This is a genomic window from Rahnella sp. CFA14(1/10) (assembly GCF_004195095.1).
Taxonomy (GTDB): domain Bacteria; phylum Pseudomonadota; class Gammaproteobacteria; order Enterobacterales; family Enterobacteriaceae; genus Rahnella; species Rahnella perminowiae.
Genome location: NZ_SEWS01000006.1, coordinates 143,344 through 157,213 on the forward strand (window position 1 = coordinate 143,344; position 13,870 = coordinate 157,213).

The 13,870-nt window shown below is 53.2% G+C and carries 13 protein-coding genes; 6 read left to right on the forward strand and 7 right to left on the reverse strand.

The genetic code is table 11. The features are described 5' to 3' along the window. Positions 1-9: 9 nt before the first annotated feature. Positions 10-2,070: an oligopeptidase A gene (gene prlC, locus EVX52_RS13620; protein WP_129953866.1), complete on the reverse strand. Its 2,061-nt coding sequence runs from the start codon at positions 2,068-2,070 to the stop codon at positions 10-12. A 181-nt stretch (positions 2,071-2,251) separates the two neighbouring features. Here prlC and EVX52_RS13625 point away from each other — a divergent pair, with 181 nt between their 5' ends. Next, entirely contained in the window at positions 2,252-3,094 is an 843-nt protein-coding gene (locus EVX52_RS13625) for a 23S rRNA (adenine(2030)-N(6))-methyltransferase RlmJ (protein WP_013573521.1), read from the forward strand. A 164-nt stretch (positions 3,095-3,258) separates the two neighbouring features. Beyond that, positions 3,259-4,611, forward strand: coding sequence for a glutathione-disulfide reductase (gene gorA / locus EVX52_RS13630; protein ID WP_129991486.1), 1,353 nt, complete (start codon positions 3,259-3,261; stop codon positions 4,609-4,611). Between the two features lie 136 nt (positions 4,612-4,747). Here gorA and cho read toward each other — a convergent pair whose 3' ends face one another. Together cho and EVX52_RS13640 are read right to left on the reverse strand one after the other, a co-directional pair. Beyond that, on the reverse strand, positions 4,748-5,599 hold the full coding sequence (gene cho, locus EVX52_RS13635) for an excinuclease Cho (protein ID WP_129991487.1): 852 nt from the start codon (positions 5,597-5,599) through the stop codon (positions 4,748-4,750). A 162-nt stretch (positions 5,600-5,761) separates the two neighbouring features. Further along, on the reverse strand, positions 5,762-6,070 hold the full coding sequence (locus EVX52_RS13640) for a transporter (protein ID WP_129991488.1): 309 nt from the start codon (positions 6,068-6,070) through the stop codon (positions 5,762-5,764). Positions 6,071-6,209: 139 nt separating this feature from the next. Here EVX52_RS13640 and EVX52_RS13645 point away from each other — a divergent pair, with 139 nt between their 5' ends. After that, complete coding sequence (locus tag EVX52_RS13645; RefSeq protein ID WP_129991489.1) at positions 6,210-7,118, forward strand: LysR family transcriptional regulator; 909 nt, start codon at positions 6,210-6,212, stop codon at positions 7,116-7,118. A 32-nt stretch (positions 7,119-7,150) separates the two neighbouring features. On the opposite strand, the gene EVX52_RS13650 is transcribed toward EVX52_RS13645, so the two are convergent. The 3 genes from EVX52_RS13650 to EVX52_RS13660 all read right to left on the reverse strand — a co-directional run bounded on the left by EVX52_RS13650 (position 7,151) and on the right by EVX52_RS13660 (position 9,857). Beyond that, entirely contained in the window at positions 7,151-8,737 is a 1,587-nt protein-coding gene (locus EVX52_RS13650) for an MFS transporter (protein WP_129953871.1), read from the reverse strand. Beyond that, positions 8,734-9,153, reverse strand: coding sequence for a DoxX family protein (locus tag EVX52_RS13655; protein WP_129953872.1), 420 nt, complete (start codon positions 9,151-9,153; stop codon positions 8,734-8,736). Before EVX52_RS13655 ends, EVX52_RS13650 begins: the two co-directional genes overlap by 4 nt. Before the next feature lie 62 nt (positions 9,154-9,215). Next, on the reverse strand, positions 9,216-9,857 hold the full coding sequence (locus EVX52_RS13660; protein WP_129953873.1) for a hydrolase: 642 nt from the start codon (positions 9,855-9,857) through the stop codon (positions 9,216-9,218). A gap of 328 nt (positions 9,858-10,185) precedes the next feature. Between EVX52_RS13660 and EVX52_RS13665 the strand changes: the two genes are divergently transcribed. Further along, positions 10,186-11,016, forward strand: a complete 831-nt coding sequence (locus EVX52_RS13665) for an alpha/beta fold hydrolase (protein WP_129991490.1) — start codon at positions 10,186-10,188, stop codon at positions 11,014-11,016. A gap of 94 nt (positions 11,017-11,110) precedes the next feature. On the opposite strand, the gene EVX52_RS13670 is transcribed toward EVX52_RS13665, so the two are convergent. Beyond that, the gene (locus EVX52_RS13670) at positions 11,111-12,043 is read right to left on the reverse strand and encodes a sugar-binding transcriptional regulator (protein WP_129953875.1); all 933 of its coding nucleotides are present in this window, start codon (positions 12,041-12,043) and stop codon (positions 11,111-11,113) included. A gap of 233 nt (positions 12,044-12,276) precedes the next feature. On the opposite strand from EVX52_RS13670, the gene EVX52_RS13675 reads away from it, so the two are divergent. Beyond that, positions 12,277-13,212, forward strand: a complete 936-nt coding sequence (locus EVX52_RS13675; protein ID WP_129991491.1) for a tagatose-bisphosphate aldolase — start codon at positions 12,277-12,279, stop codon at positions 13,210-13,212. Then, positions 13,205-13,801 (forward strand): AAA family ATPase, encoded by a 597-nt coding sequence (locus EVX52_RS13680; RefSeq protein WP_129953877.1) that lies wholly within the window; start codon positions 13,205-13,207, stop codon positions 13,799-13,801. Before EVX52_RS13675 ends, EVX52_RS13680 begins: the two co-directional genes overlap by 8 nt. The last annotated feature ends 69 nt before the right edge of the window (positions 13,802-13,870 follow it).

A 13,870-nucleotide genomic window follows, 5' to 3' on the forward strand; every position in this document is an offset into this window, starting at 1 on the left:
AGGCAGAGGTTATCCTTTGATTCCGTAGTGGCGCAGCATAGCATCCAGCTGCGGCTCACGCCCGCGGAAGCGTTTGAACAGCTCCATCGGCTCTTCGGAACCGCCACGCGACAGAATGTTATCCAGGAATGACTGGCCGGTTTCGCGGTTGAAAATGCCTTCTTCTTCAAAGCGGGAATAGGCATCGGCAGACAACACTTCCGCCCACAGATAGCTGTAATAACCCGCCGCATAACCGCCCGCAAAGATGTGGCTGAAAGCGTGCGGGAAACGTCCCCACGACGGTGACGGTACCACGGCCACCTGTTTTTTGATTTCTGCCAGCGTTTGCAGGATTTGCGCACCTTTGGCCGGGTCGTACTCTGCATGCATACGGAAATCGAACAGACCGAACTCCAGCTGACGCAGGATAAACAGCGCCGCCTGATAGTTTTTCGCCGCCAGCATCTTATCCAGCATCTCTTTCGGCAGGGGTTCGCCGGTTTCAAAATGACCGGAGATAAACGCCAGAGCGTCCGGCTCCCAGCACCAGTTTTCCATAAACTGGCTTGGCAGTTCGACAGCATCCCACGGTACACCGGCAATACCGGCAACCCCCGGCGTGTCGATGCGGGTCAGCATATGATGCAGTCCGTGACCGAATTCATGGAACAGCGTGGTGACTTCGTTGTGCGTAAACAGTGCCGGTTTGTTGCCCACCGGACCGTTAAAGTTACAGGTCAGGTATGCGACCGGTTTTTGCAGTTCGCCGTCCGCTTTGCGCATACTGCCCACGCAGTCGTTCATCCATGCGCCACCGCGCTTGTGTTCACGGGCATAAAGATCGAGATAGAAGCTGCCGCGCAGGTCGCCGGTTTCATCGAACAGATCGAAGAAACGCACATCTTTGTGCCAGGTTTCCACATCTTTGCGCTCTTTGGCGGTGATACCGTAAATACGTTTCACCACTTCGAACAACCCTTCCAGCGCACGCTGTTCAGGGAAGTAAGGCCGTAACTGCTCGTCGTTAATGGAGAACAGGTGCTGTTTCTGTTTTTCGCCATAGAACGGCAAATCCCAGGCTTCCATCTCATCCACGCCGAAATGTTCTTTGGCGAAAGCACGCAACTGCGCCAGTTCCTGCTCGCCCTGCGGACGCGCACGTTTTGCCAGACCGCTCAGGAAATCGATCACCTGTTTCGGGCTTTCCGCCATTTTGGTGGCAAGCGACATATCCGCAAACGAATCAAAACCTAACAACTGGGCCAGTTCGTGACGCAGCGCCAGCTCTTCGGCCATGACCTCACTGTTGTCCCACTTACCGGCATTCGGCCCCTGATCGGAGGCACGGGTGGCAAACGCACGGTACATCTCTTCACGCAATTCACGGTTTTCGCCGTAGGTGATCACCGGCAGATAGCTCGGGATATCCAGTGTTAACAGCCAGCCTTCCTGCTCTTTAGATTCTGCCAACGCTTTTGCAGCGGCCAGTGCGCTTTCCGGCAGACCTTTCAGGTCATTCTCATCAGTGATGAGTTTGCTCCAGCCCATGGTGGCATCGAGCACATTGTTACTGTAGGTCGAACCCAGTTCAGACAGGCGCGCGGAAATTTCGCCGTAACGCTTTTGTTTGTCCATCGGCAAGCCAATGCCGGACAACTCAAAATCACGCAGCGCGTTATCGATGGCTTTTTTCTGAGCCACGGACAGTGTGCTGAAATGTTCGCTGTCTTTTAAATCGCGATACGCCTGATACAAACCGGCATGCTGCCCGGTCCAGGTGCTGAATTCCGACAGAATTGGCAGACATTGCTCGTAAGCTTCACGCAATTCCTGGCTGTTTTTTACGGCGTTGAGATGCCCGACCGGCGACCAGATGCGGCTCAGGCGATCGTCACTTTCGGCCAGCGGCTGACACAGGTTTTCCCAGGTATAAGGTGCGCCCTGCGCAACAACGCGTTCAATTGTCTGACGGCTTTCTTCGATAGCGGATTTCATCGCAGGGACAATATGTTCGGGCTTGATCGCAGAGAAAGGTGGCAGGGAGAACGGTGTTAAGAGCGGATTCGACGCATTTTGCTGTTCAGTCATAGGGCCAGTCCTTCGTAATAGCGTTTGGGGCTGATGCGCCTGTGGCGCACCACGCCGTGAATTCGGGTCGTCTTAAAGATGACGTAACTTCTAACATGCGGTCAAGTTACGGTGAAATCAATGGGTGGCGGCGGGATAGTCTTTAATGGATAATGCCGCGAAGCCGCAGGAGAAGCCGCACATGTTGAGTTACCGCCACAGTTTTCACGCAGGCAACCATGCCGACGTACTGAAACACACCGTTCAGAGCCTGATCATTGAATCTCTGAAAGAAAAAGAAAAACCCTTCCTTTATCTCGACACCCACGCGGGTGCCGGGCGCTATCAGCTGAGCGGCGAGCACGCCGAACGCACCGGCGAATATCTGGAAGGCATCGCGCGCATCTGGCAGCGGGACGATATTCCTGAAGAACTGGCGGCATATATGTCGGTCGTCAATCACTTCAACCGCAATGAAAACCTGCGTTATTACCCGGGTTCGCCGCTGATTGCCCGTCAGCTGTTGCGCGAAGATGACAAGCTGCATCTGACTGAACTGCACCCGAGCGATTTCCCGCTGTTGCGCAGTGAGTTTCAGAAAGATGACCGCACCCGCGTTGCCCGCGCTGACGGTTATCAGCAACTGAAAGCCCAGTTGCCACCGCCTTCACGCCGTGGGCTAATCCTGATGGACCCGCCGTATGAAATGAAAACCGATTATCAGGACGTGGTAAAAGGCATTCAGGAAGGCTACAAGCGTTTTGCCACCGGCACTTACGCGCTGTGGTATCCGGTGGTGATGCGTCAGCAAATCAAGAAAATGCTGCGTGATCTCGAAGCGACCGGCATCCGCCGTATTCTGCAAATCGAGCTGGGCGTGCGCCCGGACAGCGATCAGCGCGGCATGACCGCTTCCGGCATGATCGTGATTAACCCACCGTGGAAACTCGAGCAGCAGATGAACAACGTGCTGCCGTGGTTGCTCAAAGTGCTGGTGCCTTCCGGTACCGGTCACACCACAGTTAACTGGGTTGTGCCTGAGTAAAAGCCTGCATAAATTGCCGGAGCCTTTTTTCAAAGGTTCTGGCTATCAAACCTATCACAATCATTGATCCAATCTTTTCCACAACACGTTAAACTCTTAGCCAAATTTTGAGATTAATGACGCTGTATCAGTGTCTCCATTTTTCACAACTTACGGATAAAACGATGACCAAACATTATGACTATCTGGCAATTGGCGGCGGCAGCGGCGGTATCGCATCAATCAACCGTGCAGCCATGTATGGGAAAAAATGTGCGCTGATCGAAGCTAAAGAGCTTGGCGGCACGTGCGTCAACGTGGGTTGTGTTCCGAAAAAAGTCATGTGGCATGCCGCGCAAATCGCAGAAGCGATCCGCAACTACGGCCCGGATTACGGTTTTGATACCACCGTTAACAGCTTCAACTGGAAAACGCTGGTCGCCAACCGTACCGCTTACATCGACCGTATCCACACCTCGTACGACAACGTACTGGGCAAAAATAACGTGGATGTGATCAAAGGTTTTGCCCGTTTCGTTGACGATCATACCGTTGAAGTGAACGGTGAGCAGATCACCGCAGATCACATTCTGATCGCCACCGGCGGACGTCCGAGCCATCCGGATATTCCGGGTGCAGAATACGGCATCGATTCAGACGGTTTCTTCGATCTGACCGAAATGCCAAAACGCGTTGCGGTTGTCGGTGCAGGGTATATCGCGGTGGAGATCGCCGGTGTGATGAACGCACTGGGTGCCGAAACGCATCTGTTCGTGCGTAAACATGCACCGCTGCGGACTTTCGATCCGCTGATCGTCGAGACGCTGGTAGAAGTGATGGAAACCGAAGGTCCGGCACTGCATAAAGAATCCATTCCGAAAGAAGTGGTGAAAAATGCCGACGGCAGCCTGACGCTGAAGCTGGGAAATGGCCAGGAATTTGTTGTCGACAGCCTGGTCTGGGCGATTGGCCGCGAACCGGAAACTGACAACTTCAACCTGAAAGCGACTGGCGTGAAAACCAACGATAAAGGTTACATCGTCGTCGATAAGTTTCAGAATACCAGCGTAAACGGCATTTACGCCGTGGGTGATAACACCGGTGCGGTTGAACTGACCCCGGTGGCTGTTGCCGCCGGTCGTCGCCTGTCAGAACGCCTGTTCAACAACAAGCCGGACGAACATCTGGATTACAGCAACATCGCCACCGTGGTGTTCAGCCACCCGCCAATCGGCACGGTCGGGCTGACCGAACCGCAGGCGAAAGAGCAGTTCGGCGAAGACAACGTAAAAGTCTACAAATCAGCCTTCACCGCCATGTATACCGCCGTCACGCAACACCGTCAGCCATGCCGCATGAAGCTGGTATGTGTCGGTAAGGAAGAGAAAATCGTTGGCATCCACGGCATCGGTTATGGCATGGATGAAATGTTGCAGGGCTTTGCGGTCGCACTGAAAATGGGCGCAACCAAGAAAGACTTCGACAATACCGTCGCTATCCACCCGACCGGTGCGGAAGAGTTTGTGACCATGCGCTGATCGCGTCATGCTCTTGCCGGAAAAGTGTTATCTCCGGCAAACAAAAGGCTGAGGATCTTATGATCCCCGGCCTTTTTTATAGCGCTATTTACACTGCAGGAAGCAAAGAACACAGCCGGTTATCACCGTAGTGATGTCAGTCCAGCAAAATCACTTTCGGGCTGTCGGCCTCGAATAACGGCTTACAGAGGATTTTATAACTGTCGCGGTCAAAATGCGGCACAGCAGTATCAAAGGCTTTGGCGGCTTCCAGCGTTTTCACTGTCCCCAGATAAAACCAGTGATTAATGACGTGATAATCGGTCAGTCCGTTGGCTTCTTCGGCGATCGCAATCCGTCCCGGATACGGCCAGCTACGAATTTTCAGGGCGCTGAGTGCTTCCCGCAGGCGCGCCTGATGATCCTCCTGTGATTCTTTGCCACAACAGACACCGGCACACTTGCCCAGCGAAAAACGGAAACACGCGCGATTTTTTGACAGCTTTTCCAGCCCCAGCGTGCCGTAACATAGCTTTTCCTGATCGGCGATCTCACGGATCTTTTCGACTGCCGACATCCTGGTTTTAAACAACCCAAACAGGTCTTCGCTGTGCGAAAAATCCACATCATCGCTGAAAACGATGCTGGCCGTCAGCCCCTGAAGCCGGATGGAACACAGCTTACGGGCAGTGCGCAGACGCTTATTAAACAAAGGTCGCCGGGTTTTGATCAGATCAGATTCCAGCAATAAGGCGCCGACTTCCCCGATCGTTTCAATAAATTCAATATCACGGGTCATATGCAGGAGTTTGGCTTCGCCAGGATTGCGGAAGTGCGACATGACCCGGCTGCGGATATTCACGCTTTTACCGATATACAGCGGAAAGGCATTATCATCACCGTAAAAAATATACACGCCGCTGCGGTTGGGCAAATTTTCTAAGGTATGACGAAGATGCTCAGGGTACTGATAGAGCTCGGTAAAAAGCTCTTTCTCGGGATTCCACAAAATAGCTGACCTGTTTTTCTCTGATAACTTTTCTCTGACACCTTTTTTGAAACTTTTCTAAAACAAAAAATGCCGTATAAAAAACAGACGGATAATACTGGGGATTTATACAGCCTTCAACCTTTGGGGGAAAAATCTTGTGTAAATATTGAACGTCAGGATTTACGCCTGGGTACGCAGCTCTATATATTCCTGACCATTCAGCAGGCTAGCTAAGGTTTTTTCACGGCTTTCCCGCTGTCCGGATTGTATCCACTGGTAAAGATTATCAATGTTATCGAAACGGACCAGCACGGTGTAGATAGTTTCCCCATGAACCGGCCGCAAGATTTTTACACTTTGGTAACCGGTAAAACTTGCCGCATCGGCCATCAGTTTCTCCAGCCAGGATTCATATTCCGTCAGCTTATCCCGCCGTACGCCATGGGTTATCACCAGAGTAATGTGGTCAGGTTGGTGCGGATAAGTCATCAGATATTCCTTCTCATTAACCGTTGTTCTGGTTAACTGAATGTTGCGTTATATTCATGAACGATACGAAATCAATACAGTCATTCATAACGGAAATATTTTGGGTTGTTGTTAAACAATTTTTGGGGTGGGGAAAATAATGCGATTAAGCCTTGAAGCGCTGCTGATCCTGGATGCGCTGGACAGACACGGCACTTTTGCCGCTGCGGCTGCCAGACTGTTTAAAACCGCTTCTGCACTGAGTTATACCGTGCAGAAAATGGAAAGTGATCTGAATATCAAGCTTCTGGACCGCTCAGGCCACCGCGCGACATTCACACCCACTGGCCGTCTGATGTTGGAAAAAGGCCGCGTACTGCTGCGGGCCGTCAGTGAGCTGGAACAACAGGCGCAGTACGTCGAAAGCGGCTGGGAAAGCAAACTGACCATCAGCGTCGATGCTTCCGTCCCGTTCGCGCTGCTTGCGCCGCTGATCGACCGTTTTTACGCAGAACATCAGCACACCCAGTTATTGTTCCGCCACGACGTACTGGCGGGTTGCTGGGAAGCGCTGAGTTACGGCGAAGCCGACATCGTATTCGGTGCCGTGCAGGAGCCGGTGACGCGCAGCGGCATTGAATACCGCCCGATCGGCTGGCTGGAATATGTGTTTGCAGTAGCAAAGCATCACCCGCTCGCCTCACTGCCGGAACCGCTGGTGCGTGAGCAAATCCGTCAGTATCGCGCGGTGGTGGTTCACGACACGTCCCGCCACGGTACAGGGGCTGACTTACGCGTGCTTGATGAACAGAAAATGCTGAGCGTTCATGATTTTAACGCCAAAGTTCACGCACAAATTGCCGGGCTGGGTTGTGGCTATTTGCCACGTTATCTGGCCACGCCGCATCTCGAAAGCGGTGCGCTGGTGGAGCGTCGTCTCGATACCGAAACCCGTCGCGATCAGGCTTTTATGGCCTGGAACGAAAATGCCACCGGCAATGCCGCCATGTGGTGGCGCGAAAACTTACAGAATTTCGACGGTATCGCAGCGGTGTATAGCCTGGAATAAAAAAAGCCGCATCATGCGGCTTTGTACTGCGACTAACGTACCGAAAGGTAATGATGTACCTGAGGTTTATTTTCTCCACGGTGATAACGTGTCACTTCGCTTTGCAAATCGGCATCGGCATGCGACACACGCTGATGCTGACGCAGATGCTCTTGCCAGGATTCCACCAGGAACCATTCCACCAGACGCAACGGATCATCGCTGTGCTCGGTGATCCCCCACGCATAAGCCCCGTCACGGCGGCGTGCCAGCGAAAGTTTGCGGATTTCAGCCAGAAACGCCGGACGATCTTCCTGTGCAATCATATATTCAATCTGGATCATCACCGGACCGCGATCGCCCTGCACATCCCCTTCCACGACCGGATTATCCCAGTGCCCGGCAGGTTGTAAATCCGCCTCGCCAGCGGGCAATTTCAGCCGCCAGCATACCAGCGCGGCGATAACTAATCCGCTGCCGGCGAGTAACAGCGCCCCGACCAGACCGGTTTCCCGGGCAATTAAACCCCAGAACAAACTGCCCGCTGCCATCGCACCGTTAAACACCATCAGGTACACTGCCAGCCCGCGGCCACGCACCCAGTCAGGCAGTACCGCCTGCGCCACACCGTTCATGGAGGTCAGCGCGATAATCCAGCCAATCCCTAATACCACCATCAGCACCACGGCCAGCCATTTTTCCGGTGATGTTGCCAGCAGCAACATGACGGCGGCGGACAGTAAGGCGGAAAGCAGCACCAGTCCGTCAGCGCTCAGTTTCCGGCGTAAACGGGGCAACAGCAGCGCACCGAAAATCGCGCCGACGCCCACTGCGCCAAGCAGAACACCGTAGAATCCGGCAGTACCGTGCAACATATTGCGGGCAATCAGCGGCAACATCGCCCAGATGGCGCTGGCGAAAGCGAAGTAAATCGCGGCACGCAGCAGCACGCGGTGAAGTTCCCGGCTGGCTTTGACATATCGCAGCCCTGCACGGAACGCACCCAGGAAGTGCTCCGATAACTCATTTTTCGCTTTAACCGGACGTTTCCACCACAGCAATGCGCCGATGACAAAAACATAGCTCATGACATCTGCGCCGTAAGCCGCACCGGCACCGAGGCTGGCCAGCAGCAAACCTCCGCCAGCGGGACCCACCGCCCGGGCAATGTTGATCCCCAGTGAATTCAGCGCGACGGCATTTCTCAAATCTGAACGGGGCACCAGTTCCGGCACAATCGCCTGCCAGGCAGGCCCCATCAGCGCGGCACCGATACCGCCGATAAAGGTCAGTGCTACCAGGTATTCCACGGTCAGCAAATTATTGTGTGACAACAGAAGCAAGGTTCCGCTGACGCCTGCCAGCAACAACTGAACAAAAATCAGCAGGCGGCGACGGTCAAGAATATCGGACAGCACACCCGCGGGGATCGCCAGCAAAAAAATCGGCAAGGTTGCTGCGGTTTGCATCAGCGCGACCGCCGCAGGGTTTGATGACAGCCCGGTGACTAACCACGAGCTGGCCACATCACGCATAAAACTGCCGGTATTACCGAGAATGGTTGCCACCCAAATCGTGGCAAATAATCCTTGTTTCAGCGGTGAAAAAGCGCCGCCGGTCGCAACAGCATTCTGGCTCATACCCGCCCCTTAAGGTCATCCCAGGCAACATAGATAAAAGCGCCGGCCAGCCCGATATGCTCGAAGAAACCGTTCATCATCATGGCGCGTTCCTGTCCCGACACCTGCCAGAAGGCATTTGCCATAAAATTGGCGCTGAAAGTGAACAGCGCCAGCGCCAGCGCACCCGCCCGGCGAAAGCGTCCGGTAAGAATCAGTGCCGAAGCCGCCAGTTCCAGCACAATCACCGCAGCGGCCATGGGCGCGGCCGGTGACAAACCGAAATGTTGCATCTCGGCAATCGCGCCGGGAAAATCGAACAGTTTGACGATGCCGCCCTGCAAATACGCGGCACATAAGGCCAGCAGGGCCAACCAGCGGATGACCGCGAAAGGGATAACAGGTGCCGACAGGCGGGAAACAGGGGCATGACGCATGATGTCTCTCCTGCCGGAACCCGCCTGAGCACGGTTCCGGCTTAATGGATAAATGAAGAAGGTTACGCTTTACGCTGCGGGGCTTTGTGCACCATGGTGTAGGCGTAATCGACACCCATACCGTAAGCACCGCTGTGTTCACGCACCAGATCCATAACGGCGTCGTATGTCTCTTTACGTGACCAGTCGCGCTGGTATTCGAGCAGAACTTGCTGCCAGGTCACCGGCACTGCACCAGCCTGCACCATACGGTCAATGGAACGTTCATGAGCGTCCACGCTGGTGCCGCCGGAGGTGTCGGTCACCACGTACACTTCATACCCTTCTTTCAGCGCCATCAGTGCCGGGAATGTCAGACACACTTCGGTCCACAGGGCGGAGATGATCAGTTTTTTGCGGCCTGTGGCTTCAACGGCTTTCACGAATGCTGCGTCTTCCCAGGAATTCATTGAGGTACGCTCAATCGGTTTCACATCCGGATGCACCGCCAGTAATTCCGGCCAGATATAACCGCTGAAGCTTTCCGTCTCGACCGAGGTGTAAATCACCGGCACGTTAAAAACTTTGCCCGCTTTAGCGAGAGCGACCGTATTATTTTTAAGCTGCTGGCGATCGATATTCGCAACGCCGAAGGACATTTGTGGCTGATGGTCGATGAAAATCAGGGTGGAATTCTGTGGGTCCAGCAGATCGAATTTAGACATTTTCATTTCCTCTCAGAGTGCATTGTTAGATTGAGTGTTTGTATTTAACGTCGTGCTGTTGTGCTGCTGGAATTAACAATAGGTCAGGACATTAAAAGCGGATAGCGGAAAGAATTTGGCAACTTGTTCAGATTTTTTTGACAGGTATTACCCTCTCTATATGCCCGATAATACCCATTAATTTCAGCGCGATAGGAACAACAAAATCTTTTAACAACTTATCAAAAACATCCTGTTATCAATATTTCCCTGCCACGCCTAATGTTGTTTTCAACACAACACACGACCCGTATAAAACCTGCAAAATAATCGCTGAGGAAATCTATAAATGAGCACATTCAATACACAAGACGGCACTCAAATTTATTTTAAAGACTGGGGTAAAGGTAAGCCGGTATTATTCAGTCACGGCTGGCCGCTGGATGCTGATATGTGGGACAGCCAGATGAATTTCCTGGCCGATCGCGGCTACCGGGTTATCGCTTTTGATCGCCGTGGTTTTGGCCGTTCAGAACAACCATGGGAAGGTTACAACTACGACACTTTCGCCTCTGATATCAATGATCTGATTGAGCATCTCGATTTGCAGGACGTGACGCTGGTCGGCTTCTCCATGGGCGGCGGCGACGTCACCCGTTACATCAGCCGTTACGGTTCAGAACGCGTCACCCGCCTGGTCCTGCTGGGTGCGGTCACACCGCTGTTTATTAAAACGGATGATCATCCGCAGGGTGTGGATAAATCCGTATTTGATGGTATCAAAGCCGGTTTACTGAAAGACCGTGCACAGTTCATCAGCGATTTTGCGACACCGTTCTACGGCACCAATCAGGGGATGACCGTTTCTGATGGCGTGATGACGCAGACGCTCAACATTGCACTGATGGCGTCGCTGAAAGGAACTGTTGATTGTGTTACGGCCTTCTCTGAAACGGATTTCCGCCCGGACATGGCGAAAATTACCGTACCGACGCTGGTTATTCACGGCAGCGCGGATCAGATAGTACCGTTCGAAGCCACAGGCAAACTGGCAGCAGAAATGATTAAAAACGCAGAGCTCAAAATCTATGAAGGCGCACCGCATGGTTTTGCTGTGACGCATCAGGATCAGCTGAACGACGATTTACTGGCATTCCTGACCGGTACTGCTCAGCGGTAAACAACGTCATCCGCAGAAACGAAAAGGCATTCCCGCAAAGGAATGCCTTTTTCTTTTGAGCCTGTTTTAAGCACTTCTTTTAACAAAGCAGCCGTCAGACTACCGGCAGTCTATCCAGAATCGCCTGTGCGGTATTCACGTCCGTCACTAATGAATTAATCATGCCTGAACGCACGGCACCGATAATCCCTGCCGCTTTTTCCGGCGTTGCCGCCACGCCGATAGTCAGCGGCGTTTTGCGCAACTGTTCAACCGAGGCCGCAATCATTCGCTCCTCGCCTTCCCAGTGCAATAACTCGCCCGTTCCCGTGAAGTAATGGCGCAGCACATCGCCTGCGGCATCGCTCAGCGCCTGCTCGCCGGGTGTCGCGGTGGTGGATTCGCTCGGCTTCGGCGTATGCGTCAGGCCCACACCGACAATCGCCGCATCGAGCCTGTCCCACAATGAAATGATTTCCTGCACACTCGGGTCCGAGAGAAACGCATCACGCAATTCCGCAGAAGAAAGATAAGGGGCATGCAGGAAATACGGCGTGCCTTCCATCTGTTCCGCCGCGCGGCGCACGAACTCGGTTATCTGAAAATGCGGCGCAGATTGTTGCATACCGCCGTTGAGCGCCACGGTCATGATCCCCGGCAGACGAGGCATACCGGCCAGCGTGACTTCGCGCACCGCCCTTCCCCAGCCAATACCGAGCACCGATCCCGCCCCTAAACCGGCGTCCTGTAAAAGAGAAGCCAGCGGCGTCGCCAGTGCGCCGAGCACATTGCCCGGCGGCGCATCCACAACATACGCCTGTTTGAGCCCGAGACGTTTTATCAGATCTGCCGTCATGTCTTCCGGTGAAGATAATCCCACCACTTCGATGCGTACAATCCCCGCCGCGCGGGCTTTATTCAGCAACCGGGAGATGGTTGCCGTCGACACATCCAGCTTGCGTGCAATCTCCACCTGAGACATATCAGACTCGTAATGCAGCTTCGCTACCAGATGCATCATGGCACGCGTTGCTGCAATATCTTGCAAAATTGGCTCTTTCAGCTTGAAATTCCTTTCAGTAATGAATTACACTCAAATCGTCGATTGAGGGATTATTGCGCAACACCTGTAAAAATGCAATGTGCCGGATCGGGCTTCAACCCTTGTAATACGGCATGTTACGCGATTTTCCACCCCGTTTATCCAGGGGGTAAACACAGAACGTCCAGTGTAATCGAGATTTTTTCATCTGTAATAAATTTCACGCAAAGGAGAGTTCCATGTCAAAAATGTCCACCTCAGAATTACGCAGCTATCAGCAGATTTGCGGTAAAAATGGCGCAATGATGGTGATCGCCTGTGACCAGCGCGGCGCCATGCGCAGCCTGCTCGCCAGCGATCCGCAACAACAATCTGCCATTTCAGAGCACGAACTCGGGCTGATTAAAGCCGACATCACGCAATATCTTGCCAGCAAAGCCTCCTGCGTACTGGTCGATCCGGTCTGTGCCGTGCCGCAACTGGTGGACAACGGCATCATTGCCCGCGACACCGCGCTGCTGATTGGCCTGGATGCATCAGGCTGGGATAATTCGCCGGAAGGTTATCGTCTGTCACGGCTGGTGGAGAATGTCGATGCGCGTCGTGTGCGTGAGCTCGGCGCGACCGGCGGTAAAATCATGGTGTATCTGCGTTCCGATCAGGAAGCGGCAAACCGTCATAACATTGATATTCTGCGCCAGTGCATTGAAGATTTCGCCCGCGAAGACCTGCTGCTGGTGGTGGAGTTCCTGACCTATAAACTCGACAACGAAACCGGGGAAGAATATAAAGAAAAAGTCCCGTCTCTGATTTATGGCGGCACGAAGATTTGTCTGGAATGCGGGGCTAAGGTGTTGAAACTGCCCTATCCTGGCTCAAAACAAGCCTGTGCTGACATCACGAAACTCGCGGGTGACGTGCCGTGGGCCGTGCTTTCTGCGGGCGTTGACCATTCCACCTTCCTCAAACAAGTGGCGGATGCCATGAGCGAAGGCGCATCAGGCGTTATCGCAGGCCGATCATTGTGGAAAGACTGCATCTCACTGGACCGCAATGCGACAAAATCCCGTCTGGAATCGCTGGCTGTACCGCGTCTGAACGAACTTCAGGCCGTCATTGAGCAGCATTTCCATGCACCGGCACACAACCAGACACAACAGGTGGAACATGTCTGAAAACAGAAGCGCCTCACGAAATGGCTTTACCGGCAAACGCGTCATCCTGGTGAACGGGATCCCGGCGTCAGGTAAAAGCCGACTCGCCGTTGAGCTTTCTGCATACAGCGGCTGGCTGCAACTGTCGCTTGATGGCATTAAAAACCCATTTCTTCAGCGATTAGAGAATGTTGACCGTCCTTTTAACCGCGTGCTCGGGCTGGCAAGTTATCAGGTTATCTGGGACATCATCGGCGGCGCGCCTCAGGGCAGCACTTTTATTGTCGATGCGTGGTTTGGTTTTCAGCCCAAAGAGGTATTGCAGGATTATCTGCAACGGGCGGGCGCATCACAGGTTGTGGAAATCTGGTGCCAGATTGATGCTGAACGTGCGGCCGAACGATTTTCCTCACGACTGGGCGAACGTTTACCGGGACATGTCGGGGCAGAATATATTCCCGAATTAAAAATTCTCGCCGGAAATGCACGACCAATAACCTCAGGGCCAGTGTATTCTGTGGACCAGAATGTTATCGGACAAAATAAGCCTGTGAACATTGTTGATATTCATACGTGGATAATTAATGCATTCCACACACAACTCCAATAAATACCTGAACAAAGGAAATATTTATTTACTGGAAAAGTAAGTTAATTCTGATATCGGGATATTGTTAAC

Excerpts from the sequence above, each read along its gene's own strand:
- prlC (WP_129953866.1), bottom strand. The coding sequence starts at position 2,070 with ATGACTGAACAGCAAAATGCGTCGAATCCGCTCTTAACACCGTTCTCC.
- EVX52_RS13625 (WP_013573521.1), top strand. The coding sequence starts at position 2,252 with ATGTTGAGTTACCGCCACAGTTTTCACGCAGGCAACCATGCCGACGTA.
- gorA (WP_129991486.1), top strand. The coding sequence starts at position 3,259 with ATGACCAAACATTATGACTATCTGGCAATTGGCGGCGGCAGCGGCGGT.
- EVX52_RS13640 (WP_129991488.1), bottom strand. The coding sequence starts at position 6,070 with ATGACTTATCCGCACCAACCTGACCACATTACTCTGGTGATAACCCAT.
- EVX52_RS13645 (WP_129991489.1), top strand. The coding sequence starts at position 6,210 with ATGCGATTAAGCCTTGAAGCGCTGCTGATCCTGGATGCGCTGGACAGA.
- EVX52_RS13650 (WP_129953871.1), bottom strand. The coding sequence starts at position 8,737 with ATGAGCCAGAATGCTGTTGCGACCGGCGGCGCTTTTTCACCGCTGAAA.
- EVX52_RS13655 (WP_129953872.1), bottom strand. The coding sequence starts at position 9,153 with ATGCGTCATGCCCCTGTTTCCCGCCTGTCGGCACCTGTTATCCCTTTC.
- EVX52_RS13660 (WP_129953873.1), bottom strand. The coding sequence starts at position 9,857 with ATGTCTAAATTCGATCTGCTGGACCCACAGAATTCCACCCTGATTTTC.
- EVX52_RS13665 (WP_129991490.1), top strand. The coding sequence starts at position 10,186 with ATGAGCACATTCAATACACAAGACGGCACTCAAATTTATTTTAAAGAC.
- EVX52_RS13675 (WP_129991491.1), top strand. The coding sequence starts at position 12,277 with ATGTCAAAAATGTCCACCTCAGAATTACGCAGCTATCAGCAGATTTGC.
- EVX52_RS13680 (WP_129953877.1), top strand. The coding sequence starts at position 13,205 with ATGTCTGAAAACAGAAGCGCCTCACGAAATGGCTTTACCGGCAAACGC.